Source organism: Pseudomonas sp. GD04158 (genome assembly GCF_029834875.1).
GTDB classification, from domain to species: Bacteria; Pseudomonadota; Gammaproteobacteria; order Pseudomonadales; family Pseudomonadaceae; genus Aquipseudomonas; species Aquipseudomonas hydrolytica.
This window is the reverse complement of record NZ_JAODYT010000027.1, coordinates 1-22,279: the sequence shown is the minus strand read 5'-3', so window position 1 is coordinate 22,279 and position 22,279 is coordinate 1. Positions and strand designations below refer to the sequence as shown.

Annotated in this window: 28 protein-coding genes; 6 read left to right on the top strand and 22 right to left on the bottom strand. The window is 57.7% G+C overall.

The window, feature by feature from the left end:
- Positions 1-4: 4 nt before the first annotated feature.
- From N7333_RS12415 to N7333_RS12370, 10 genes are read right to left on the bottom strand one after another with little or no spacing between them, the layout of a single operon-like run.
- Positions 5-688 carry a thioredoxin domain-containing protein gene (locus N7333_RS12415; RefSeq protein ID WP_003118385.1) on the bottom strand — a complete coding sequence of 228 codons (684 nt, stop codon included), beginning with the start codon at positions 686-688 and terminating at the stop codon, positions 5-7.
- Positions 688-1,119 (bottom strand): disulfide bond formation protein B, encoded by a 432-nt coding sequence (locus N7333_RS12410; protein ID WP_003118384.1) that lies wholly within the window; start codon positions 1,117-1,119, stop codon positions 688-690. Before N7333_RS12410 ends, N7333_RS12415 begins: the two co-directional genes overlap by 1 nt.
- Before the next feature lie 48 nt (positions 1,120-1,167).
- On the bottom strand, positions 1,168-2,064 hold the full coding sequence (locus tag N7333_RS12405; protein WP_271661259.1) for a cation transporter: 897 nt from the start codon (positions 2,062-2,064) through the stop codon (positions 1,168-1,170).
- A 57-nt stretch (positions 2,065-2,121) separates the two neighbouring features.
- Positions 2,122-2,460 (bottom strand): class II glutamine amidotransferase, encoded by a 339-nt coding sequence (locus tag N7333_RS12400; RefSeq protein ID WP_228380056.1) that lies wholly within the window; start codon positions 2,458-2,460, stop codon positions 2,122-2,124.
- A gap of 27 nt (positions 2,461-2,487) precedes the next feature.
- A complete protein-coding gene (arsJ, locus tag N7333_RS12395; RefSeq protein ID WP_017678240.1) occupies positions 2,488-3,711 on the bottom strand; it encodes an organoarsenical effux MFS transporter ArsJ in 1,224 nt (407 codons plus the stop codon).
- An 18-nt stretch (positions 3,712-3,729) separates the two neighbouring features.
- On the bottom strand, positions 3,730-4,734 hold the full coding sequence (locus N7333_RS12390) for an ArsJ-associated glyceraldehyde-3-phosphate dehydrogenase (RefSeq protein ID WP_003118381.1): 1,005 nt from the start codon (positions 4,732-4,734) through the stop codon (positions 3,730-3,732).
- A gap of 23 nt (positions 4,735-4,757) precedes the next feature.
- Positions 4,758-5,258, bottom strand: coding sequence for a cyclin-dependent kinase inhibitor 3 family protein (locus N7333_RS12385; RefSeq protein WP_017678239.1), 501 nt, complete (start codon positions 5,256-5,258; stop codon positions 4,758-4,760).
- Positions 5,259-5,277: 19 nt separating this feature from the next.
- A complete protein-coding gene (gene arsH, locus N7333_RS12380; RefSeq protein ID WP_003118379.1) occupies positions 5,278-5,988 on the bottom strand; it encodes an arsenical resistance protein ArsH in 711 nt (236 codons plus the stop codon).
- Between the two features lie 18 nt (positions 5,989-6,006).
- The gene (locus N7333_RS12375) at positions 6,007-6,477 is read right to left on the bottom strand and encodes an arsenate reductase ArsC (RefSeq protein WP_003118378.1); all 471 of its coding nucleotides are present in this window, start codon (positions 6,475-6,477) and stop codon (positions 6,007-6,009) included.
- A 22-nt stretch (positions 6,478-6,499) separates the two neighbouring features.
- Positions 6,500-7,282 carry a metalloregulator ArsR/SmtB family transcription factor gene (locus N7333_RS12370; RefSeq protein ID WP_003118377.1) on the bottom strand — a complete coding sequence of 261 codons (783 nt, stop codon included), beginning with the start codon at positions 7,280-7,282 and terminating at the stop codon, positions 6,500-6,502.
- A gap of 109 nt (positions 7,283-7,391) precedes the next feature.
- On the opposite strand from N7333_RS12370, the gene arsB reads away from it, so the two are divergent.
- Together arsB and arsA are read left to right on the top strand one after the other, a co-directional pair.
- A complete protein-coding gene (arsB, locus tag N7333_RS12365) occupies positions 7,392-8,471 on the top strand; it encodes an ACR3 family arsenite efflux transporter (protein WP_003460650.1) in 1,080 nt (359 codons plus the stop codon).
- Positions 8,472-8,480: 9 nt separating this feature from the next.
- Positions 8,481-10,235 (top strand): arsenical pump-driving ATPase, encoded by a 1,755-nt coding sequence (gene arsA, locus N7333_RS12360; RefSeq protein WP_271659930.1) that lies wholly within the window; start codon positions 8,481-8,483, stop codon positions 10,233-10,235.
- 51 nt (positions 10,236-10,286) lie between these two features.
- Here the strand turns inward: arsA and N7333_RS12355 are convergent, their stop codons facing one another.
- From N7333_RS12355 to N7333_RS12340, 4 genes are all read right to left on the bottom strand, one after another.
- Positions 10,287-10,559: a hypothetical protein gene (locus N7333_RS12355; RefSeq protein WP_003118374.1), complete on the bottom strand. Its 273-nt coding sequence runs from the start codon at positions 10,557-10,559 to the stop codon at positions 10,287-10,289.
- A gap of 242 nt (positions 10,560-10,801) precedes the next feature.
- Positions 10,802-10,927, bottom strand: coding sequence for a hypothetical protein (locus N7333_RS12350; protein ID WP_279858892.1), 126 nt, complete (start codon positions 10,925-10,927; stop codon positions 10,802-10,804).
- Positions 10,928-10,978: 51 nt separating this feature from the next.
- On the bottom strand, positions 10,979-11,548 hold the full coding sequence (locus tag N7333_RS12345) for a hypothetical protein (RefSeq protein ID WP_279858891.1): 570 nt from the start codon (positions 11,546-11,548) through the stop codon (positions 10,979-10,981).
- A gap of 65 nt (positions 11,549-11,613) precedes the next feature.
- Complete coding sequence (locus tag N7333_RS12340; RefSeq protein WP_279858890.1) at positions 11,614-11,745, bottom strand: hypothetical protein; 132 nt, start codon at positions 11,743-11,745, stop codon at positions 11,614-11,616.
- A gap of 175 nt (positions 11,746-11,920) precedes the next feature.
- Here N7333_RS12340 and N7333_RS12335 point away from each other — a divergent pair, with 175 nt between their 5' ends.
- Positions 11,921-12,694, top strand: coding sequence for a hypothetical protein (locus N7333_RS12335; protein ID WP_279858889.1), 774 nt, complete (start codon positions 11,921-11,923; stop codon positions 12,692-12,694).
- Between the two features lie 24 nt (positions 12,695-12,718).
- On the opposite strand, the gene N7333_RS12330 is transcribed toward N7333_RS12335, so the two are convergent.
- The 8 genes from N7333_RS12330 to phnC all read right to left on the bottom strand — a co-directional run bounded on the left by N7333_RS12330 (position 12,719) and on the right by phnC (position 19,615).
- The gene (locus tag N7333_RS12330) at positions 12,719-12,928 is read right to left on the bottom strand and encodes a hypothetical protein (RefSeq protein ID WP_279858887.1); all 210 of its coding nucleotides are present in this window, start codon (positions 12,926-12,928) and stop codon (positions 12,719-12,721) included.
- A 392-nt stretch (positions 12,929-13,320) separates the two neighbouring features.
- Entirely contained in the window at positions 13,321-14,406 is a 1,086-nt protein-coding gene (locus tag N7333_RS12325; protein WP_279858886.1) for a hypothetical protein, read from the bottom strand.
- A gap of 144 nt (positions 14,407-14,550) precedes the next feature.
- Positions 14,551-15,171, bottom strand: a complete 621-nt coding sequence (locus N7333_RS12320; protein ID WP_003118388.1) for a tyrosine-type recombinase/integrase — start codon at positions 15,169-15,171, stop codon at positions 14,551-14,553.
- Positions 15,172-15,224: 53 nt separating this feature from the next.
- Complete coding sequence (locus tag N7333_RS12315) at positions 15,225-16,079, bottom strand: LysR family transcriptional regulator (protein WP_003118389.1); 855 nt, start codon at positions 16,077-16,079, stop codon at positions 15,225-15,227.
- Complete coding sequence (gene ptxD, locus N7333_RS12310; protein ID WP_003152798.1) at positions 16,073-17,083, bottom strand: phosphonate dehydrogenase PtxD; 1,011 nt, start codon at positions 17,081-17,083, stop codon at positions 16,073-16,075. Before ptxD ends, N7333_RS12315 begins: the two co-directional genes overlap by 7 nt.
- Positions 17,084-17,091: 8 nt before the next feature.
- Positions 17,092-17,919, bottom strand: coding sequence for a phosphonate ABC transporter, permease protein PhnE (gene phnE / locus N7333_RS12305; protein WP_003298907.1), 828 nt, complete (start codon positions 17,917-17,919; stop codon positions 17,092-17,094).
- An 8-nt stretch (positions 17,920-17,927) separates the two neighbouring features.
- Positions 17,928-18,791: a phosphate/phosphite/phosphonate ABC transporter substrate-binding protein gene (phnD, locus tag N7333_RS12300; RefSeq protein WP_003117866.1), complete on the bottom strand. Its 864-nt coding sequence runs from the start codon at positions 18,789-18,791 to the stop codon at positions 17,928-17,930.
- On the bottom strand, positions 18,788-19,615 hold the full coding sequence (gene phnC / locus N7333_RS12295) for a phosphonate ABC transporter ATP-binding protein (protein ID WP_003117867.1): 828 nt from the start codon (positions 19,613-19,615) through the stop codon (positions 18,788-18,790). Before phnC ends, phnD begins: the two co-directional genes overlap by 4 nt.
- A gap of 656 nt (positions 19,616-20,271) precedes the next feature.
- Between phnC and N7333_RS12290 the strand changes: the two genes are divergently transcribed.
- The 3 genes from N7333_RS12290 to N7333_RS12280 form a co-directional block, all read left to right on the top strand.
- Positions 20,272-20,832, top strand: coding sequence for a hypothetical protein (locus N7333_RS12290; protein WP_003245852.1), 561 nt, complete (start codon positions 20,272-20,274; stop codon positions 20,830-20,832).
- Between the two features lie 286 nt (positions 20,833-21,118).
- Positions 21,119-21,598 carry a YqhA family protein gene (locus tag N7333_RS12285; protein WP_129482252.1) on the top strand — a complete coding sequence of 160 codons (480 nt, stop codon included), beginning with the start codon at positions 21,119-21,121 and terminating at the stop codon, positions 21,596-21,598.
- A 100-nt stretch (positions 21,599-21,698) separates the two neighbouring features.
- The coding region (locus N7333_RS12280) for a GNAT family N-acetyltransferase (RefSeq protein WP_279858883.1) at positions 21,699-22,279 on the top strand (581 nt) is incomplete at its 3' end.

The following is a 22,279-nucleotide window of genomic DNA, read 5'->3' as shown; positions in this document are numbered from 1 at the left end:
CGTGTCACTTCCTTACCTTGGCGACTTCGCTGCTCACCAGCTGGCGCAGCGGCTCTAGGCCGAACTCATCCAACGGCTGGCCATTGACGAAGAAAGTCGGCGTGCCCTGAACGCCCACGGCCTTAACATCTTGCATATCCTGCTTCAGTACGGCGTCGACACCAGGACTATTCATGTCCGCACGAGCCTTCTCCACATCCAGACCGACTCGTTCGGCGACGACCCAGGCCTCTTGGGCCTTGGGGTCGTCGTGCCAGCCCGGCTGGGCTTCTAGTACCGCTTCCAACACCTGCGGATACAGGTTCTGTTTACGCGAGGCCTCCAGCAGGCGCGCCACCTCCTCGGATACTTGGTGGAACAGCACATAGCGCAGCACCAAGCGCACTTCGGCGGGGTTCTCGGCGAGGATTTTCTTCACATGCGGGTAGAAGGCCCGGCATGCCTCACAAGACGGATCGAAGAACTCGACAATGGTCACCGGGGCTTTAGCTGGGCCGAACACCGGCGAGTGGAAACGGACCAGGTTGCTGCTGTCTGAGGTGGCTTCCGTTGCGGCTTGTGCTGGCGCGGTTGCCTGGGGCTGCTGCGATGTCTGGGACGATTTGGATGGCGCGTACAGGTAAGCGGCGGCAGCGAAGACAGCTAGGATCACCACACTGATGATCAGGACCAGGGGGCGGCGGTTCATTAGATGGTTCTCCGGCGGATGATGATGAGTAGAACGGTGATCAGGATGAATGCGAGCAGAGCCAGCACTGGCAACGGCACGCCGCCGAATATGGTCATCTCGGCTCCTGAGCAGGACGGGCCGGTAGCCGTGCAAGGCTGAATCGGCTGGGGAATCAGTCCGGCGTAGAGCAGCGTGTGGGCGAAGGCCAACACCGCGCCAATAGCGGCCAGCGGCAAGGCATAACGCCAAATGGCGAAGTCTGAGCGGTAGCAGGCGATAGCCAGAACCACCGCCAGAGGGAACATAAAGGCACGCTGGAACCAGCACAGCACGCAAGGTGCCTGACCCATTACCTCGCCGATGAACAGCGCGGAGAGAGTCGACACCAAAGCTACTAACCAGGCGAGCAGCAGCAGATTCCAGCTGCCGGAGGAAGGTTGAAGGCTCATCGTAATTTCCTTATGCCTAGCGGGCGCTACGGCAGACGATCCTGTTGATCAGGCCTTCAAGGCCAGTATGCGGCGCGCACCGTTCAGCACGAACAGTCCTACTACAGTGCCAATGACCAGATCTGGGTAGGGTGAGCCTGTCCAGGCAACCAATGCCCCTGCAGTGATTACACCGATGTTCGCGAGCACGTCGTTTGCTGAAAAGATCCAGCTCGCTTTCATGTGAGCACCACCTTCGCGGTGGCCATAGATCAGCAAAAGGCAGCTGACGTTTGCCACCAGTGCGACTAGACCTACCCCCAACATCAGCATCGACTCAGGCTCACTACCGTAGAAGAAGCGCCGAATCACTTCTCCGAGTACACCCAGAGCCAATACGATTTGAAGGAAGCCCGCCAGATGGGCTGCGCGCACTTGCAACTGCGCGCTGCGGCCGACCGCGTATAGAGCCAATCCATAAACGGCAGCATCAGCAAACATGTCCAAAGAGTCGGCAACCAGGCCAGCCGACTGAGCGATTAAACCAGCGGTCATCTCGGTGACAAACATCGCGCCATTGATGCCGAGCAGGATTTTCAGCGTACAGGCCTCTTTCGAAGCAGTTAGCTCTTCACTAGCACTGTTGGCCGAGACGGACTCCTGGCTGGCTGGTTGAGTGCCTAGCAGTGTTGCGCCCAGGCCAAGTGACTCCAGCTTGCTGGCAATCTGATCAACCGACCCATCATGAAATGCGCGTACTTGCCTGCCGGCTAAATCAAAGGACAACGAGTGAAGTTCAGGCAAGCCATTGAGTGCGAGCCGAATCATCCGCTCTTCGGAAGGGCAATCCATTTTGGGCACAGAAAAACTGCTGACCCAGCTTCCTTCACTCGAAGATATGGCCGCTGCTTCAATGGCTTCCGCAGTAGAACCGCAACCACAGGACTTTTCACAAGAGCTCACTATCCATATCTCCTATTGAACTTGAGCCTGCGGATTACAAACCATGTAGTAGCTACAGGGTCAAGCATGCATGCCATTGTGTGCAAATACGTGCATTCGACCCGCTAACTCTCGGGTAAAGGGTGCAGTGTTAGCCAGCGTCCTGGCACCTTGGGTTGCATGTCGAATATGCCCGAGTGCCAGTGTCGTGCAGGGCCCTCCAGCCAGCAGGAACTGTACTAGCGGGCTCTCGCTAGCCCGGCCAGTTTCTCTAAAAACTGCCACGTCGCGCTCATCGTAGAGCGCAATGCCCCAGCCATCGCTGTTCCTGCTGGCACCCCCTGCGTGTGCTGCCAGACTCATCAGTGACGAGGTCAGTCTCGCGGGATACCGACTAGACATTCCCAGCAACTCACACATGGCGCGTGCTCCGGATAGGGTATTGGCTTAGCTCACCAACTGCTGATGCCTGGGCAGACCGATGGATATCAGCGCGGCCAACACGACAAAGGCGCTGGAGACCCACAGGCAGGCTTCCAGGCCGTATTGCTGGAAGACCCAGCCGGACAACAGCGTCCCGACCAGCCGGCCAAGCGCGTTGGACATGTAGTAGAAACCGACATCCAGTGACACGCCGTCTTCCTTGGCGTAGCTGACGATCAGGTAGCTGTGCAGCGACGAGTTGATGGCAAACACGGCACCGAAGATCAGTAGACCACCTACCAGTACCGCCTGCTTGGGTAAATCGCTATCCAGGCCCAGAGCAATCGCAACCGGAATGCCGGCTAGCAGCGCCGCCCAGAGAAACGCCGCACGGCCATCGGGCACATGCCCGCTGCGCTTGCCGGTCAGGGCCGGAGCGAAGGACTGCACGATGCCGTAGCCGATGATCCAGCTGGCCAAAAAGCCACCCACCATCCAGAAGTCCCAGCCGAAAACCGTGCTCAGGTAAACCGGCAAGGCAACCACAAACCAGACATCGCGGGCGCCAAAGAGGAACAGGCGCGCGGCGGAGAGGATGTTGATCGCCCGGCTTTTGGAAAGGATGTCCTTGAACTTGGGCTTGGCTTTGGCCTTGCCCAGATCCTTCTTCAACAGGAACAGACTGGCGATCCAGATCACCGCCAGCACGCCGGCCATGGTCAATACCGCGCCGGCAAAACCCAGCACGGCCAGCAGGGCGCCGCCGAGGAAGAAACCCACGCCCTTGAGCGCATTCTTCGAGCCGGTGAGGATTGCCACCCACTTGTACAGCGTGCCCTGCTGGGCATCGGGCACCAGGAGTTTGATGGAACTCTTGGCCGACATCTTGTTGAGGTCTTTGGCGATCCCCGACAGCGCCTGTGCGCCCATGACCCAAGGCACGGTTAGCCAGGCGGCGGGCACGGTGAGCATCAGTAGTGCGACCACCTGCATCGCCAGGCCGATATTCATGGTGCGATTAAGGCCCAATCGGGCGCCGAGGTAGCCGCCGACCAGGTTGGTGACTACGCCGAAGATCTCGTAAAACAGAAACAGCGCGGCAATCTGCAAGGGGCTGTAGCCCAGGCTGTGGAAGTGCAACACCACCAACATGCGCAAGGCGCCATCGGTGAGGGTGAATGCCCAGTAATTGCCGGTCACCAGCAGGTACTGTTTGACCTCCGGGGCCAGGGCTGACAACGCCTTCATGCTTGCATCCCTACTTGGTTAAACGGCCAGGCCGACCAGTTTGGCCAGCTCCACGGTGCGGTTGGCATAGCCCCATTCGTTGTCGTACCAGGCATACAGCTTCACCTGAGTGCCGTTGATGACCATGGTCGACAGCGCATCGATGATTGAGGAGCGCGGGTCAGTGCGGTAATCGATGGAGACCAGCGGGCGTTCCTCGTAGCCGAGGATGCCTTTCAGCTGGCTGTCGGCAGCAGCCTTCAGCAGTTGGTTGACTTCCTCCACCGTGGTGGCCCGTTCGACTTCGAACACGCAGTCGGTCAGCGAGGCGTTGGCCAGCGGCACGCGCACGGCATGGCCGTTCAGCTTGCCGCGCAGCTCGGGGAAAATCTCGGCGATGGCGGTGGCCGAACCGGTGCTGGTCGGGATCAGGCTCATGCCGCTAGCGCGTGCACGGCGCAGATCCTTGTGCGGGGTGTCGAGGATGCTCTGGGTGTTGGTCAGGTCATGAATGGTAGTGATCGAGCCATGGCGGATGCCGAGGTTCTCGTGAATCACCTTGACCACCGGAGCCAGGCAATTGGTGGTACAGGAGGCAGCGGTGACGATGCGGTGCTCGGCTGGATTGAACAGCTGCTGGTTGACACCCATCACCACGTTCAGTGCGCCTTTCTCCTTCACGGGCGCGCAGACCACGACCCGCTTCACGCCCTGATCCAGGTAAGCCTGCAATACCGCCACGGTCTTCATCTTGCCGCTGGCCTCGATCACCAGATCGCAGTCCGACCAGTCGGTGTCGGCAATCGCCTTGTTGGCGGTGACCTGGATGCGCTTGCCGCCGATCACCACGCAATCGCCTTCGCTGCCGGCTTCGTGGTGCCAGCGACCGTGCACCGAGTCGAAGTTGATCAGGTGCGCATGGGTGGCGGCATCGCCTGCCGGATCATTGATGCGGACAAATTCGAACTCGGGCCAGTCCCAGGAGGCGCGCAGCGCCAAACGACCGATGCGACCGAAACCGTTGATACCAATTTTGATAGCCATGTTTTTCGACTCATCTACTGGAGTTAGTGGGCAGCATCGAACTGGGTGATCCAGTTGATGTGGGCAGGGTGTTGAATAGCCTTGGGACGCAGGGCTTGCACCAGGGCAATGGCATCGGCGCGGGGAATGCCGGCCTCGATCATGATTCGCGCCGCAATCAGCCCGGTGCGTCCCGAGCCGCCCTTGCAGTGGATGGCGATGTCCTGGCCCGCATTGAGCCGCTCAAGGATGCTCTGTTTGCAGGCTTTCCAGCCCTGGCCGAAATCTTCGAGCGGTACTTGCTCATCCGCCACCGGCAGGTGGAACCAGGCCATGTCCTGCGCCTGGCATTGCTTGCCGATGTCCTCGGCCCCGTTGGAGGCCAGTTCGCTTGCCGGCATCAGGCTGATCACGGCAGAGGCACCGGCCTGTTTCAGCGTGGCCAGCGAGTCGACAAGGCTGCTGTCTTTGGTGCCGGGACAGGGCGTGAAGATGAGTTTGCCTTGGATACCGGGAATGCTGAGCCGGTCGTAGGGGTGATTCATTGAGAGGGTTTCCTGGTAGTCAGATGGCGCGCTGGTTGACGCGCTTGGAGAGTTCTTCAGCGGACTCTTTACGTTCCGAGTAACGGTCGACCAAATAGTCGCTGTGGCCGCGCAGCAGCAGGGTGAACTTGACCAGTTCCTCCATGACGTCCACAACGCGGTCGTAATAGCTGGAAGGTTTCATGCGCCCGGCCTCGTCGAATTCGAGGTAGGCCTTGGGCACTGAAGACTGGTTGGGGATGGTGAACATGCGCATCCAGCGCCCCAGCACACGCATCTGGTTAACCGCATTGAAGGATTGCGAGCCTCCACAGACCTGCATCACGGCCAGGGTCTTGCCCTGACTGGGACGGATGGCACCCATGGTCAGCGGTATCCAGTCGATCTGCGACTTGAATACGCCGGTCATAGCGCCGTGGCGCTCGGGTGAACACCACACCTGACCTTCAGACCAGAGCACCAGGTCGATGAGTTCCTTGACCTTGGGATGGCTGCTGTCGGCATCGTCCGGCATGGGCAGGCCGGAAGGATCGAATATTCGGGTTTCCGCGCCGAAGGCTTCCAGCAAGCGCGCCGCTTCCTGGGTCAGCAGACGGCTGTAGGAGCGCTCACGATTGGAGCCATAGAGCAGCAGAATGCGCGGCTTGTGCTCGCCTTCGGCGAGGCCCAGGTTTGTCGGGATAGAGCGGGCAAACAGCTCCTCGGCGACGTTGGGCAGGTTGTCGATCATGGGTTCTTACCTCTTGGGCTACAACGAGCCGATCCTGTTCAGCTCGGCCTTGAGCGCATCGCTGTCGAGTTGAGCAAAGGGCAGCGCGATAAATGCGCTCACTCGCTTCTGGATCTGCTGGATGGTGGCTGCAAACGCTGCGTTTATTTCCGCCTCAGATCCGTTAACGTCGGATGGGTCACTCAGTCCCCAGTGACAACGAGACGCCGGGCCAAAGAAAACTGGGCAGGCCTCTCCGGCTGCCTTGTCGCAGACGGTAATGACGATGTCAGGGGCGAGAGCCTGATGGGCATCGGTTGATTTGCTGTACAGGCCTTCAACATCGAATCCAGCATCAAGCAGTGCCTGCAAAGCCAACGGATTGACCTCCCCCTTGGGGTAGCTGCCTGCGCTAAAGGCCCGCATGCCCTTGGGAGCCATCGCATTGAAGATAGCCTCCGACAGGATGCTGCGGCAGCTATTGGCGGTGCAGAGAAATAAAACTTTCATGGTCATCCTCAATGGCTGGTATTCAATCGCAGGCCGGCTTGCGCCCAGGGCGATCTCGCATTTGCCAGAGGCGTTGCACATCCTGGCGTAACCACTCGGCATTGTTGTCCAGGGCCTGTTTGAGGATATCGGTCACCCATTCCGGCAGCTGCGGGTGCAGGCGGTAGTACACCCACTGGCCATTACGCCGATCCTCCAGCAGGCCACAGCCGCGCAGCAGGGCCAGGTGACGAGATATCTTGGGTTGCGCCTCTTCCAGTGCCGAGGTCAGTTCACAGACACAGAGTTCCTGTTCCAGGGTCACCAGCAAGGCGATTCGCGCCCGCGTTTCCTCGGCCAGACATTTGAAGACTTCGGTTGGCGACATGGCATGCAGAGTGGAAGCTTCTTTAGCCGGTTTGCTTTTGATCAGCACGAACATCTTTATCCGTTCATGAATCTCATGCAGGGTCTTGCGATAGGCATCTTTCTGCGAGCTGGTTGCCGGGTCTTCAAAATTCCAGGCGATGTACTCACCAGCCCCTGGCAGGGCCTGGCACTCCAGGGCGGACTTGTCACACAGGGTGATCACGTAGTCGAAAGGCTCGCCAGCGACCTGTTCGATGGACTTGCTGTAAAGCCCATCAGTGGGAACACCAAGCTGCTCCAATGCGTTGCGGGCTCGGGTGTCGACTTCAGTGGGGGCGGAGCCTGCGCTGTAGACTTCAAAATGTTCTGAGTCGGTGTGGCGCAGCAGGGCTTCGGCCATCTGCGAGCGTGAGGAGTTCGCGACGCAGAGGAACAGGACGCGCTTTTTCTGGCTCATGTTGATCCCTATCAAAGATGCACATGAGCAAATATATTATTTTTCGAATATGCAGTAAAATGAATATTCGGCGCGTTGCGCGCCAAGGGAACGAGGATAGGCAGCAAAGATGACAAATGCGTGTGAAGTCGCGATGAAGCAGGCCTCTGGGGCTCCACTGGGAGTTTTTGAGCGCTACCTGACCCTGTGGGTGTTCCTGTGCATCGTGGTGGGCACCGTGCTTGGCTTGGTTGTGCCGCAAGCGGCTCAGGCCGTCGGCGCCCTGGAGGTGGCGAAGGTCAATATCCCGGTTGGCCTGCTGATCTGGGTGATGATCATTCCGATGCTGATGAAGATCGACTTCAGCGCCATCAGCGAAGTGCGCCAGCAGAAGAACGGCATGTTCGTCACCCTGTTCGTTAACTGGGCGGTCAAGCCGTTTTCCATGGCGCTGATTGGCTGGTTCTTCATCAAGCAGGTGTTTGCGCCCTGGCTGCCCGCCGAAGAGCTGGATAGCTACATGGCCGGCTTGATCCTGCTCGGTGCGGCGCCCTGCACGGCGATGGTGTTTGTCTGGAGCAACCTGTGTAAGGGTAATGCCAACTTCACCCTGACCCAGGTGGCACTGAACGATCTGGTCATGGTGTTTGCCTTTGCGCCTATCGTGGCGCTGTTGCTGGGCGTTTCTTCGATCCCGGTGCCTTGGGACACCCTGCTGCTTTCCGTGGTGATGTACATCGTCATCCCGCTGGCCATCGCCCAGTTTCTGCGGGCTCAACTGATGAAGCGCGGCGAAGCCTATTTCGAGAATGTGCTGGCGAAGATTTCGCCATTTTCCATCATCGCTCTGCTGGCCACTCTGGTTCTGTTGTTCTCCTTCCAGGGTGAGTCCATCGTCGAGCAACCCCTGATCATCGGCATCATCGCGATTCCTCTGTTGGTGCAGACACTGTTCATCGCGGCACTGGGTTACTGGCTCTGCCATACACTGAAAGTGCGCCACGACATAGCGGGCCCGGCCACCATGATCGGCGCCTCCAACTTCTTCGAGCTGGCCGTAGCCGTGGCCATTGTCTTGTACGGATTCAACTCGGGTGCCGCCCTGGCAACCGTGGTCGGCGTACTGATCGAAGTGCCCGTGATGCTATGGCTGGTACGCATGGTCAACAGCACACGCAACTGGTACGAGAGCAGCCTCAACAATCGCTAGGGGGTCAGCATGCGCTTTATCGACAATGCACCACGCTTCCTGTTCTTCACCGGTAAGGGCGGGGTCGGAAAGACCTCCATTGCCTGCGCGACAGCCCTGGAACTGACCCGTCAGGGCAAGCGCGTGCTGCTGGTCAGTACCGATCCGGCCTCCAATGTCGGGCAGGTATTCGGTCTGGAGATCGGCAATCAGATCACCGCTGTACCCGCCGTGGAAAACCTGGCGGCCCTGGAGATCGACCCACAGGGCGCAGCTCAAGCCTATCGGGATCGGATTGTGGGCCCGGCGAGGGGTGTCATGCCTGCTGATGTGGTCAAAGGCATGGAGGAGCAATTATCGGGAGCCTGCACGACCGAGATCGCAGCCTTCGACGAATTCACCTCACTGCTGGTCAACGATGAACTGAAGGCCCGCTTCGATCACATCATTTTCGATACCGCCCCGACCGGGCACACGATTCGACTGCTGCAACTGCCGGGTGCCTGGAGTGGATTTCTGGAGGCGGGGCAAGGTGATGCATCGTGTCTTGGCCCGCTGGCCGGTTTGGACAAACAACGTGATCAGTATCGCGAGGCGGTAGAGGCACTCTCTGATCCAGCCAAGACCCGTCTGGTTCTGGTTGCCAGGGCGCAGGCCGCCACCCTGCGCGAGGCTGCCCGCACACGCGAGGAGTTGGCAGCCATCGGGCTGCAAGAGCAGTACCTGGTGATCAACGGCGTGCTGCCGGCGAGTGAGGCGCAGAAGGATGTACTGGCCGCCGCCGTCTATAAACGTGAACAGGCCGCAGTCGCTGCCATGCCGCCAGCGCTGCGAACACTGCAGCTCGACCTGTTGCCGTTGAAAGCATTCAACCTGGTGGGATTGGATGCCCTGCGACAACTTTTGGTTGAGGGTTCTGCTGACAGCACGCAGGCACCGGCCAGTGCGCCGATTGAATTGAACGCTCCACGACTCAAGTCCCTGATCGACGAGATCGCCGCCGATGGTCATGGCCTGATCATGGTGATGGGCAAAGGTGGTGTCGGTAAAACGACTTTGGCCGCAGCGGTTGCCGTCGAATTGGCTCGACGTGGGCTGCCCGTGCACCTGACTACTTCTGATCCTGCCGCGCACCTTGCCGAGACACTGGATGGCACGCTTGAGCACCTGACGCTGAGCCGCATTGACCCGCATGCCGAGACACAGCGCTATCGTGATCACGTCATGCAAACCAAGGGCGCGGGCCTGGATGAGCAGGCTCGGGCGCTGCTGGCCGAGGATCTGCGTTCACCCTGTACCGAGGAGATCGCTGTATTCCAGGCCTTCTCGCGAATCATCCGTGAAGCCGGCAAAAAGTTCGTGGTGATGGATACGGCCCCGACCGGCCATACCTTGCTGTTACTGGATGCCACCGGGGCTTATCACCGCGACATTGCTCGGCAGATGTCGGGCAGCAACATGCGTTTTTCCACGCCGATGATGCAACTCCAGGATCCTAAGCAAACCAAAGTGCTGCTGGTGACCCTGGCTGAAACCACTCCCGTGCTGGAGGCCGCGAGCCTGCAAGCTGATCTGCGTCGTGCCGGCATTGAGCCTTGGGCATGGGTGATCAACAATAGCGTGGCAGCCGCAAGGACAGAATCACCGCTATTACATAAGCGGGCGGTCAATGAGCTGAAGGATATTGAGCATGTCGCGACCGAGCACGCGCAACGCTATGCGGTCATCCCGCTCATGGCGGAGGAGCCGGTTGGGGTTGAGCGTTTACTCGCTCTCAGCAAGTAATCTGCACCAATGAAAAGGCCCGCATTCTGCGGGCCTTCTGCTTGAAAGCGCTTACTTCTTGATGACCTCAAGGTAATCCTTGAGGGTTTTCTCGTCAGCCGCTTTGACCGTCATGCCATTCGGGCCGGAACCGATATCGGTGAACTGCTTGGCTGGCTCGCCAGTGGCTTTGAAGTCCTTCAGTTCCTGAGAGTCTTCGCGGAAAACCCAGAGACGACCATCCTCAACCTCGGTAACAAAACCAGGCTTATCGAATTCGCTGGCCATAATGGAGCCGGTGAACAGGGACGAGAGGAGCAGGGCTGAGAGGGTGAGGTTCTTCATGGCACTACCTATTGAGTGGGGAGAGCCATAATTTACTAAGGCGACCATTTCAGAAAAGTTACAATATGCGTTAATTCGAATGTGCGTATGTAACCATTCGTTTCAGGCCTCAAAGAGCTTCGCCGAGCTATGAAGAAACCAAGGCAATGGCTGCTTCTGGCCGATCTGCGCCCCTTGCGAGAGGCCTCCTCCGACCAGTCGAGAACGGATTGCTCTGTAAATAAGCCCGATCTATTTTGGGCTCAGCTGTCCGACTCGTAAGCCGCTACTCCCTCGCCGAACGGAATCCACTCAGCCTCGGGCGCCGACCCTTCGCGGCAGATGAACAGCTCGGCCGGCTTGATGCGCGCCAGGCGGTTCGTCTTCACGCCGAGGATCTAAGAGCCAAAAAAGAAAACCTTCACTACGGCAGAACGACACTATCCCTGCTTCGCGTCAATGCAGGCATCGTAAGCCTGAAGCGCCGTGAGAATGATTTGTGCAAGACTGATAGCCATCGCAATGGAACCTATACCGGTTGCGGCGGTTGGCACCACCAGAGCTGCTGAGAGCCCTGAGGCAGCCAAGTCGGAAAGCGCCGCTATACACTTCGCCTGCTTGTCATCTTTACCGATCATCCCAAATGCAATTGCGGTTTTTTTAGCGAATGCAGCTCCTATGGCTGTGGCTGCAGACCCCGGCCCCTTACCCACCTGCGTGATGAGGTTTGCCGTAACTATCAATAGTTGAGCGGCGGAGAGCCCAATGATTACACTCGTTGAGTCGGTCGCCTTGCCGGCCAGTTTCCCAGTGGTCACCGCCTTGTTGCTAGCAGCAAATGCAAATTTCAGAGTATCGTCCGGCGCCATCTTCAGTGTGCTGTTAAAGATGCCTAGCAAGGCAAGATAGAGCTCTCTGTCTCTCTGTACCGCCCTTACGTTTTCTGACTTTACCGCTACTGCCTTTATGCTGTCGCTCAGTACCTGTTCGGTAGTCAACTCATGAGCCATGATGCTCTCCACGCTTGATCCAGCCGACCGGCTAACACCCGCAAATGTAGTTCAGCTTTCGAACTTCACCACCTGGGGCTCGGGCACGTCAGCACCTGGCCGGCGCAGCTCAATAGCTCGGCCTCGGCGGCGTCCAGCGCCCGCCGCCAGTCGTCATTGATCACCAGCGGCAGGCGGGCCGGGAGGCGGCACGGCACCAGGCTGCACTCCAGGCGGGGCGGTGTAGGCGGTGGGGAATGTGCGTAATAATCGGCCGGAGCGGATTCAACCAGCCACGGACGAATAGGACACCAATATCGCAGCCAGACAGCGAAGGTGGCGATTCACTGCTAAACATTCAGAAGCCACTGAATAACGCAGGGACAGCAAACCATGCGCAGACTAAAGCAAGCCTCAACCCTGGTGGTTGACTTCATCACCAACCACAAGCTCGGCGCCGGTGTTTCCTTGGTCGGCGGTGTAATCGGTATTGCCACCGCGCTATGGGGCACGAACGCCCCCATCGTCATCGACAGAGACTCGCTTCAGTTGTCATTCAGCCAGCCTGGGGTACGGGTTGGTGAGTCGCTCAAGGCCACCCTATCCAGCACCACTGAACTGAATTTCAAAGACCTGGAATGCGAGTGGCACCTATCGCCTGCCGGCTTTATGAGCATCACCGAGCAAGCAACCTTGAGTGATCGCTGCACCGCTACCGTGAAGTCAGTTTCCAAACCGAGCGCACGGCTGGGTCAGATGGGCAGTGCGGACGCACACCAGACCTATACAGTCGAAGCTGTATTGAAGTACGGCGACAGTGTACTAGGCCGAGTCATTGGTAATCTGAAAGGCATCAACTACCTGACGCCAAAAACCAAAGTCACAGGGGCTAAGCTCTCCATATCCACCCCTGTTAAAATTTCATTGGTCGACGCCAACAACGAAAGCCTGCACTCAGACTACACATGCGTTTGGCCACAACTCCCTCCAGTGTTCCTATTTGAAGCGGACATACCGGACGGCTGTAGCGGCACTTACAGAATGACGGCAGAAAAACCGGTCAACGGAAACTTCGACACGCTGCAGATATTCCAGAACGTAGTCTCTATCAATCTTGACGGTCAGCGCGTCGGGGTTAGTCGTTTTCAAATCCCCATCCAGAGATAAGGCAGGCTCATCAGCAGCCGGGAGCTACGCATTGCTGCTGACAGTCGCGTCGCCGCTCTCCTTCCGAGCAAGCCACACCGCCGAAGCCCGCTCAAACCCTACCCACTTGCCCCGCTCATCCAGACCCCGCCCAGCCATCAGCTTGGCGGCAACCTCCTGCACATCCACCTCCCCCCTGGCCATGGCCTTGAGCAGCTCGGACGGCAGCGGTTGCAGGTGCTCGTGCAGGGTCATGGTGACGCTCCTTGATAGTTTCTGCTGGCACCAGTAACGCTCTGGTGCCAAGGCATAGCAAGAGGTTCAGGGCCCATCGAACAGACCGACCAGCAAAACCAATTGAATGGTGGATCCAGAGAAGCGCTTGGCGGAAATAGTGAATCGCCCCAGATTTTGTAGAGACCTCCAAGCCTCAATTAAGGTCTTTTTGGCCACTGAAGAACCGTCCGCTTTTGGCCGTTTTGAGCCTGTTGTATCAGACTGGAGTCGGCCAATAGCTCCTCTCACCAACAGCTGCTATCGGTCGGGTTATCCCCTCGACCGGCGAGCACTTCTGCCCCATACATAAGCTCTTGAAAAGGCACACGTAAGCCACTGACACGGATTACAACCGGGTGGTGGCTATTCCTTCAGTCGGCGACAGCATTCGATCGCTGGAGAGTGTGTGTCGGATGGCGTCCTACCTGAAGCTTGTAAAGATGAAATAGGCCCTCCGGCATCGGCAGACCATCTTCGTAGTCTCGCCAGCGATCTTCGGTAACGAACACCAGCGCTGCTGCTTGGGCTTGGGTATGCTCCATTGCCTCACGCAGAGCAATAATCTCCTCAATCTTCGGTTCACGATGACTACGGCGGGGCCAAAGCCGTGGAAGGCTGCTGTTCTTATCGACAAGCCGAAGTCGAACGTCATCCCAGTCCAGCAATAGGGCGACATCTGCGCTGGTATCCCCGACGCGTCGAGCGCCAAGACCGATGGCTGACGTTGCACCAGCTTCCTTGTATTCGCGGATTGCCAGCTCAATTGCTGACCTAGCTCGCGCTACCTGGTCTTTGGACAAGTTGCGTAGAGCCATATGCACCTCGCCTACCGCTTGCACACTTCGTCGCGCACGCCGCCGAATATCGATCTTCTCCGGTTGCTCATCTAGAACTCGGAGCTTGAAGTCCTTATCTGCCCTAAGAGTCACTTTGTTTGCATAAAAACTGACTGTCTCGACCCAGCCGTTGGCATCTCTCGTCCCATCATCGTTCGCTATAAAACCGTGAACAGCAGTAGCCTTATGCTGAACGTGGTTCCTTAAACTGTACATAAATCGATAGTCCGAGCTTCGGGCAAATGCCTCATTTAGCTCCGACTTAGCCACCTCGCTGAAGCTAGGAACCAGCCCCAAGCATTTGAAGTCCTGCACTACCTGGTCGGCATAGGCTCGCATAGCCGTAAGCATATTCACGACATGGCGATTTGCTTCCTCTAGGATTTCTGCTGAATCCACATACCGATGTTGAGGCTCCACTTTGGTACGCAGGCAAATTTCGGTGAAAGCCAGTTCCATGGCCAAAAAATTACCAATCAATAATTCGTAGCGTTGCTCGAAAGCCAGAGCCTCGGACAACACGTTTCGTGCATATGCAAGCTCCTTGTAGCGCTCCTCGGAGATGCTCAGCTGCAAGCGCGGGCCAATAATGAATTGTTCAAGAATGTACTCAGCAGACACTTTCCAACACCCTCTATTCGATCTTCCGTGAGCATAGCTTCACCGCCAAACCGGTGGCTAGGCTCTACTCGCAGCGGCTAGCTGAATCACCGTCCGCTCTTGGCCGGTTAGCGACGGCCTGACTTTGGCCGTCGCTAAACATGGTCACACTTCGGTCTGTTCCGCCATTTCCAAGGCGTCATCGACCTCAATTCCCAGATATCGAACGGTGCTCTCCAGCTTCGTATGGCCGAGCAGCAGTTGAACGGCCCGCAGGTTCTTCGTCCTGCGATAGATCAGTGATGCCTTCGTGCGTCTCATTGTGTGAGTGCCATACATGGCTGGGTCAAGGCCAATGGCTTTCACCCAGCCTTTGACGATACGGGCGTACTGACGAGTGGATAGATGGTCTGAGTTATGCAGTCGACTCGGGAACAGGTAGTCCTCGCCGCGGAGCTGTACTTGATGTATCCAAGCCGCGAGCGCCGCCCGAGTTTGCTCAGTGATCTCGAACTGCACTGGCCGCTGTGTTTTCTGCTGCATCACTATTGCTCGTGATGACACCTGCTCACCATGGGCAACGTCCCGCACACGGAGCTTGGTTAAGTCGCAGGCTCGAAGCTTGCTGTCGATGGCCAGGTCGAAGAGAGCCAGATCCCGAGTTCTTTCTGCAATTTGAAGCCTTACTCGGATGGCCCAGATATCTCTCAGTCGGAGTGGGGTTTTCTGTCCGACCAGTTTTCCTTTGTTCCAGGGCTGGCGGCTGCAGGTAGCGATGATGTTCATAGCAAGTCCTCCACGTGTGGGAGGACAAGAATGGCTAGCCTGAACGGTGGTCGCTAACCGGCCAATAAGTGCCGCACAAATCCCGGCGGGTGCAGATTTCCGGGCGGTTTGCGCCAGATCAGTTGGAGACGCTTTTCAAGCCCCGGGATGGGAAGAGCTACCAGCGCGCCACTGCGAACTTCGTCTTGTACTGCGGAAGCCATCACCAACGACACGCCGAGTCCCGCCCTGACTGCTTGTTTGACTGCCTCGGTGCTGCCTAGCTGCATACCGCTGCGAGGCACGCCCAGCTCGCCAAAGTATTCGGTCAGAAGCCGTCCGGTACCGCTACCCGGTTCACCTCCCAGCATCGGCAGGTCCACCAGACGATCGCGTTCTATGCACCCTGCTTCAGCCAGCGGATGGTCGGGGCTGACGATAAGTACCAGCGGCTCGACCCGCCAGAGGCGGTGTTCGAAGTCGGGGTGAGGTAGCCACCATTCCATGATCGCGGCGTCGAGCTGGCCCGCCAGTAGCTGGTCGGCCACATCCGGGTTGGCGGCGATGCGCAGATCCACCTCGCCCCTCTCATTTGCGGTCGTCAGATAGCTGCGCACGAATGGCTGGAGAAGGTAGGTGCCGATGTTGGAGCTGGCCCCGACGCGCTCACTATTTCCATGCAGGGCTTCTAGCGCCCGGGCGTGCATGTCGAGCAAGGCGGTCGCATGCGGCATGAAGGCCAGCGCACGTGTGGTAGGCTGGCAGCCGCTACGACTGCGCTGCACCAGCGTTACGCCGACCTGCTCTTCAAGCTTCTGCAAGTGCTGCGACACCGTCGGCTGGGCCAGCCCCAACGCCCTCGCCGCGCTCTGAAAACTGCCTGTTTGAACGATCGCTACCAGGCTCTTCAGCCAGACCGGATTCAACATGCGGCAGGCTCGGCCTGGGGCAGACGGTTCGCAGCGTTGATTGGGCGCGCACCTGCCAACGCCTGGATGATGCTCTGCGCTGCACAACGTTCAATCTCCAGGCGCACCGCGCGCACTGCCGACCCTATGTGCGGAGTGAAGAGCGTATTCGGATGCGCGAGCAGCGCAGGATCGATCAGCCGCGGCCGGTCCGCGCGAGCCCAGTCTTCCATTTCGAATACATCCGCCGCATACCCGCCGAGCTGGCCTCGCTCAAGCGCCGCGAGCACGGCGGCTTCATCCACTACCGAACCACGACAGGGGTTTACAAGCAGAGCGCCCGGCCGTACGAGGGCAAGCAGCTCGGCGTTGACCAGATGCTCAGTATCGGCATTCAAGGGAAGCGCCAGCAGGATGAAGTCCGAGCTGGCGAAGAGTTCGCTGCACGCCACCTGGCGCAGGCCGAGCCGTTGCTCGGTTTGTGTATCCAGAGCCTTCGCCTCGTGGTACTGCAGGGTCGCGCCCCATCCCTGCAAGCGCTCAGCCATGGCCTGTCCGATGGCGCCCATGCCAAGGATGCCGACCGTCGCGTTATCCAGCCCCGTGCCGTAGAACTGTGGTTGCCAGCCCTGGAACTCGCCAGAGCGGACGAACGCATCTGCTGCGCGCAGATGCCGCCCCAGCCCCACCGCCAGTCCGATCGCCAGCTCGGCAGTCGGGACCGTCAACAGATCAGGCACGAAGGTCAACCAGACCCCGCGGGCAGTACAGGCGTCCACATCGAAATTGTCGAAGCCCTTGAGCGCGCAGCCGACCACACGCAGCTCGGGGCAGGCTTGGAGAAATTCTGCATCGACCCGATCGGGCATGAACGCCATCATCGCCTGAGCATCGCGGCAGCGGCGCAGAATTTCCTCGCGCGTCAGCGTGCTGTCGCTCTGGTTGGTCATCAGCTCGCAATGTGGCGCCAGCAGTTGCAGGATCTCATCGTGTACTCGGTGAGTTATAACGAGTTTCGGCAGCATGGTTTGTCCTATTTGAAACGTTTGCGCAGCACGCCACTGAAGGCGTCTACTAGCGTGACCATGGCCAGGATGACCAGCAGGATTGCTGCAACCTCCTGGTACTGCATGATGCGCAGCGAGCCCATGAGTTCGAAGCCGATACCGCCGGCGCCAACCATGCCCATCACGGTGGAGGCGCGAAAGTTGTATTCCCAGCGGTAGATCGCCACGTCGGCGAACTGCGGAGTCACCTGTGGCAAAACCGCGTGCAGCAGCACTTGCATCGGCGTAGCCCCCGCCGCCCGAGCGGCTTCCACCGGCGCTTCGTCGACGTGCTCGATGGCCTCGGCGAAGAACTTGCCGACCATGCCGATCGAATGCAGACCCAGGGCAAGCACGCCCGGCAAGGCGCCGAACCCTACGGCTGCAACGAAGATGATGCCCATGATCAGCTCCGGCACCGACCGCAGGGCATTGAGCAGCACCCGGGCAACACCGAACACAAGGGGGTGCGGCGCCGTATTGCGCGCTGCAACGAAGGCCACCACCAGCGAGAACACCACTGCGATGGCCGTGCCGGCGATGCTCATCGCCAGCGTGTCGATCAACGGGCGAATCCAGCTTCGATAGCCCGAAAAGTCTGGCGGCATGGCCTCGCCTGCCAGGGTCGCGATGGAGGGCAGCCCGTTCAGCAGCGTGGTGGCATCGAGCAGCCCCACGTACCAGCAGGCCAACAGCACCACTCCGAGTACAATTGCCACCTGCCCCAGCTGGCGCCACCAACCGAGGCCGAAGCCTCGAAGGATGTGCTCGCGTTGCTCTGCAGGCAGCGCCTGCACGTCATGATGAGTAGACATATCGGTGCTCACATCGTGGCGAAGTCGAGGCCGAGCAGCGATCCCATGTTGCGAATCACATCGTAGTCGGCGTCGGTGATTGGCGCGAAGGCCTCGGCTTTGAAGTTGCGCAGCACTTCGGGATCGTCGATACCGACGAATACATCCCGCACCTTGGTTTTCAGCTCGGGGCTCAGGTTCGAGCGCATCGCCCAGGGGTATTGGGGATATTCGCCGCTGTAACCAAGTACTTTCACCTTGCTCGGATCGATTAGGCCACGTTCGGCTACTTGATTGAAAATTACCTCCGACAGCCCACCCGCATCGGCGTTTCCGTTCGCCACGTTGACGGCAACGGCGTCATGCGTGCCCACAAAATGTTGTTCGTAGTCCTGCCCACCCGTCAGCTCGGCCGTCTCAAGAAGCACGGTTTTGGGAATCAGATGGCTGGACGTCGATGCCCGGTCACCATAGGCCATCTTCTTGCCCTTAAGGTCGGCATACTCATTCACGCCTGACGCCACATTGGCGATAATCACTGAGCGATAGGTCGGCTTGCCGTCGATGACCATGGCAGCGAAGGGCTCGATGTCGCTTTTGCTTTTGGCCATGACGTAGGACAGCGGACCGAAATACGCCAGGTCGATACGGCCAAAGCGCATCGCCTCAATCATCGAGGAATAGTCGGTGGTTACGATCAGCTGCACCTTCTTGTCCAGATGCTCTTCCAGATAATCCTTCAGCGGCTGGTTTCGCTTGATCAACTCCGAGGCGTTTTCGTCCGGCAGCAGCGCAACCTTTAGCACATCCGGATCGGCATCGGCCGCTACGGCGGACAGACTTGAAACAGCGGACAGCAAACAGGTCAATAAGAGAGCGGATAAGCGTTTCATCGGGACATCTCCAGTGAAGGTGCGAGCATGACAGGGGTTTCAGCCGGAGCAGTTGCTGGCTGAGTCGTAGAGCGGCCTGCATAGATGCGCTCAAGCTGCGCATCGGTGAGTTCCGAGGGCGCGGCATCGAAAACGATCTGAGAATCGGCCAGCCCGACGACGCGATCGGCGAAGCGGCGGGCATATTCGAGTTGATGCAGCGAAACGATGGCGGTGATGCCGTCTTCCTTGCAGATGTCGCGCAGCAGTCCGAGAACACGGACCGAAGTGGCCGGGTCGAGACTGGCTACCGGCTCATCGGCAAGAATGATCGCGGGCTGTTGCGCTAGCGCACGCGCGATGCCTACCCGCTGCTGCTGGCCACCGGACAGTTTGTCCACCCGGCTTAGCGCCTTGTCTGCCAGACCGACCCGAGCGAGGCAACTGAGCGCAATCTCCTGATCGGCACGCGGCAGAGGAAACAGCGAGCGGAGCGTGTTGTGAAAGGCCAGCCGACCGGTAAGCACATTAGCCAGTGCGCTTTGACGTTCGATTAGCTGGTGGTGCTGAAAGATCATGGCGGTACGCCGACGATGCTGACGCAAGGCCGAGCCGCTGCCGAGCTCACCGAGCTCGCTGGTGACACTGCCGCGAGTGGGCGTGACGAGTCGATTGAGGCTACGGAGCAAGGTCGACTTGCCTGCGCCCGAGAGACCAAGCAGCACGGTGAACTCACCACGCCGAAATGCAATCGAGGTATCGCGTAGGGCTGTCACGCCGCCTGGGTAGACGACGCTCAACCGGTCGACCCGCAGCACGGCGTCCTGTATCGGATGGGGCGTCATTTGATCACCTTTCGCAATATTGCTGGCCGCACAATTGCGGTTCGCGATGCAAAGGGTAGAAATTCCTTGTTAACGCACTGCTTCTAAATGATGACATTTCGATGAATGCTTCGAATCTGCCGTAGCGGGGCGGCAAGCGAAGCCGTGGAAGAACGGGCGCAACGTAGCGTCTTTCTTCACGCGGGATACAGGAGGCTTTGATTGATACTGCTGCGGATTCGCTACAGTAACGTTGGGCCAGAACGTAATGCCATCCAAGCAAGAGAGCGCACACTAGCGGCCAGAAGCGGCCACTAATTTCTTGGCAATCAACAGCAGAAAAAGCATTATGGAAACAACTGCTCACGCGCAGTCCCATCTTCGGCGGCATGAATGCCTTGCTTATCTCACACAAGCATTCATTCCTGCTAGCTTTGGCGACATGCTGTGAAGCGCGGGCTTATGCCGCATTCGGCTATAACTGGCTTATACCGCGTTCGATATAACGTCGCAGCAGAAGGGAGTGAAAGATGCATAAAACACTGATCCGCAAGAGAAAAGTCAACATTGTTAGCGAAATGTTAGGCTGCGTATTAGTCGAGCGTTCGGTCTAATCACTGTTAGGCACAGTCAAACACGCAACAATCCAATTCTTTCAACCCAGAGGTCTCCCAACTATGAAAGTCAAACTTGTAGCATTAACAGCATTAGTCGCACTTACCTCAAATATTGCGAACGCAAACGAGCCCATCGTTGTAAATCAGGCAGTAACAGAGAAGGAAGCATTAACAGCTCAGCAAGCATGGTGTGCTGCTCTTCTTGATATCAACGCCGCATACGAAAAGGATGGAAAAGTAGCAGCGAGAGCATTGGCCGAGAAAGTCATAGATTCCGCTTACGCCTACCAAATGGGCGCAGTACTCTTTAAGCCTACGCTCACGGTGAACCCTCAAACATTTCGCCCCACACGTGCCGGTGCGCTATCTTATTTCGTTGGCGGTGACCCATCCTTCCCTGCCGACACAGGTTTTGCTCTAAAAGGCTGGAAAAAATGTGAGCCTGTCACTTCTGCTATTTTTCTTGATGGCAATAGCGCAATTACTATGGGGAAAGTTCACTTCACAGATAAAAATGGGAAAGTGACTACCGTTGACAAAACGTGGGGTTACGTTAAAGACGATGCGGGAAATTTGCGCATTAACCTTCACCATTCATCATTGGAGTACCAACCTAAGTAAATCCGCTATAAACCCATAGGCAGTGGAGTTGTTGCCTAACAAGTCATTCCAGCGGACTGCCTACGGCAGCCGCTGAATTCCAACGTTAGTGGCTTTTCTCCAGGTCATGTCAGGGTCACGAACGTTTGAAGTAATCCAGCAGTAATCCGACAGCTCCAGTGTTCGGCTAACGCCGTAGAAAGCACAATCTAGAGGTTGATTAACGAGATAGTAGATAGTCCGGTGAAACCGACTAAGAGAAAATTGTGAGTCTGTAACTGACGTTGTGACGCGGCCCGGAGAAATTATGATCGAGAGAGTTTTCAGAAGTAGTCGGTTTATGGTGTGGGTGGCAGTCGTTATCTGTGCGGTGTCATCTTTGCTCTTGTATGGTGCCTCGGTTAACATAATCTGGAATACCGCACTGGATGTAGTACGTGATATACCTGTCTCTGCTGACAACGGCAAGAGCCTCGCGGTTCGCCTCCTGAAGCTGTTGGATCTCCTGCTGATCGCTATTACTTTTCAGATCATGGCGGTTAGCCTGTATCGTCTGTTCATCCGTCCGGTGTCTGATGATGACAGAGAATCCCAAAACCCTCTGGACATTAAGAGCTTCCATGATTTGAAGATAACAGTAAGCCAAGTGGCTGTTGTGATACTGGTGGTTCTGTTCCTTGAGCAGGCGGTAGAGATTGGCGCTACGATCGCTACATTATACTTGGGTGCTGCCATCGGTATCATTATTTTGGCCTCGGTATTCGCGTGGAAGAATATGAAAGACTGATGCACAGCACGCGGTTAGACGTCACCTGCTGGTTGCCTGAACTAGAGAGGCAACCACTCCGCAGAGAATGTAGGCGGCCAACGCTTCATGGGAGCCTGCTTTGGGCAAGAGCCAACGTCACGGGCGTCTGCCACTAACCAATCCAAGCATAGCGACACCATTTCGGTTGCGGCTTCGCCTTCACTACAAAGCTGCGCGTGTTGGCGGCGTTATGCGCATCCATAGAGAGGGTACTCTTATTATTGAAATCAGGAAGGCAGAAAAAGCGGACGTTCCTGCGATACTCGACCTTGTTCGAGGAAAAGCGGAATTCGATGGGTGTTTGAATTCGCTTCAATCTACGGAAGCTGACATTGAGGAAGCTTTCTTCTCCGAACAACCCAAGGCGTTTGCGCTCTTGGCCATGAAGTCAGGCGAGGCCGTGGGTATCGCGACGTACTACAGTATCTATTGCACGTTCATTGCCAAGCCTGGCATCTGGCTAGACGATCTGTTTGTCTATCCGCAGTTCCGGGGAAGCGGTGTGGGCGAAGCTCTACTCTCAGAGCTGTGTATCCTCGCTCAGAATACTGGCTGCGGGCGTATTGACTGGATCGTGGCTACCGACAATGATCGAGGAAGGAGCTTCTACGAGCGCTCGGGCGCTCGGATATTCGAAGAGGTACGGCGTGCCCGGTTAGA

Excerpts from the sequence above, each read along its gene's own strand:
- N7333_RS12320 (WP_003118388.1), bottom strand. The coding sequence starts at position 15,171 with ATGAACATCATCGCTACCTGCAGCCGCCAGCCCTGGAACAAAGGAAAA.
- phnC (WP_003117867.1), bottom strand. The coding sequence starts at position 19,615 with ATGACGCCCCATCCGATACAGGACGCCGTGCTGCGGGTCGACCGGTTG.
- arsB (WP_003460650.1), top strand. The coding sequence starts at position 7,392 with ATGACAAATGCGTGTGAAGTCGCGATGAAGCAGGCCTCTGGGGCTCCA.
- phnD (WP_003117866.1), bottom strand. The coding sequence starts at position 18,791 with ATGAAACGCTTATCCGCTCTCTTATTGACCTGTTTGCTGTCCGCTGTT.
- N7333_RS12355 (WP_003118374.1), bottom strand. The coding sequence starts at position 10,559 with ATGAAGAACCTCACCCTCTCAGCCCTGCTCCTCTCGTCCCTGTTCACC.
- N7333_RS12285 (WP_129482252.1), top strand. The coding sequence starts at position 21,119 with ATGATCGAGAGAGTTTTCAGAAGTAGTCGGTTTATGGTGTGGGTGGCA.
- arsJ (WP_017678240.1), bottom strand. The coding sequence starts at position 3,711 with ATGAAGGCGTTGTCAGCCCTGGCCCCGGAGGTCAAACAGTACCTGCTG.
- N7333_RS12370 (WP_003118377.1), bottom strand. The coding sequence starts at position 7,282 with ATGAGCCAGAAAAAGCGCGTCCTGTTCCTCTGCGTCGCGAACTCCTCA.
- N7333_RS12415 (WP_003118385.1), bottom strand. The coding sequence starts at position 688 with ATGAACCGCCGCCCCCTGGTCCTGATCATCAGTGTGGTGATCCTAGCT.
- phnE (WP_003298907.1), bottom strand. The coding sequence starts at position 17,919 with ATGTCTACTCATCATGACGTGCAGGCGCTGCCTGCAGAGCAACGCGAG.
- N7333_RS12390 (WP_003118381.1), bottom strand. The coding sequence starts at position 4,734 with ATGGCTATCAAAATTGGTATCAACGGTTTCGGTCGCATCGGTCGTTTG.
- N7333_RS12385 (WP_017678239.1), bottom strand. The coding sequence starts at position 5,258 with ATGAATCACCCCTACGACCGGCTCAGCATTCCCGGTATCCAAGGCAAA.
- arsH (WP_003118379.1), bottom strand. The coding sequence starts at position 5,988 with ATGATCGACAACCTGCCCAACGTCGCCGAGGAGCTGTTTGCCCGCTCT.
- N7333_RS12400 (WP_228380056.1), bottom strand. The coding sequence starts at position 2,460 with ATGTGTGAGTTGCTGGGAATGTCTAGTCGGTATCCCGCGAGACTGACC.
- arsA (WP_271659930.1), top strand. The coding sequence starts at position 8,481 with ATGCGCTTTATCGACAATGCACCACGCTTCCTGTTCTTCACCGGTAAG.
- ptxD (WP_003152798.1), bottom strand. The coding sequence starts at position 17,083 with ATGCTGCCGAAACTCGTTATAACTCACCGAGTACACGATGAGATCCTG.
- N7333_RS12315 (WP_003118389.1), bottom strand. The coding sequence starts at position 16,079 with ATGTTGAATCCGGTCTGGCTGAAGAGCCTGGTAGCGATCGTTCAAACA.
- N7333_RS12345 (WP_279858891.1), bottom strand. The coding sequence starts at position 11,548 with ATGGCTCATGAGTTGACTACCGAACAGGTACTGAGCGACAGCATAAAG.
- N7333_RS12375 (WP_003118378.1), bottom strand. The coding sequence starts at position 6,477 with ATGAAAGTTTTATTTCTCTGCACCGCCAATAGCTGCCGCAGCATCCTG.
- N7333_RS12410 (WP_003118384.1), bottom strand. The coding sequence starts at position 1,119 with ATGAGCCTTCAACCTTCCTCCGGCAGCTGGAATCTGCTGCTGCTCGCC.
- N7333_RS12335 (WP_279858889.1), top strand. The coding sequence starts at position 11,921 with ATGCGCAGACTAAAGCAAGCCTCAACCCTGGTGGTTGACTTCATCACC.
- N7333_RS12330 (WP_279858887.1), bottom strand. The coding sequence starts at position 12,928 with ATGACCCTGCACGAGCACCTGCAACCGCTGCCGTCCGAGCTGCTCAAG.
- N7333_RS12290 (WP_003245852.1), top strand. The coding sequence starts at position 20,272 with ATGAAAGTCAAACTTGTAGCATTAACAGCATTAGTCGCACTTACCTCA.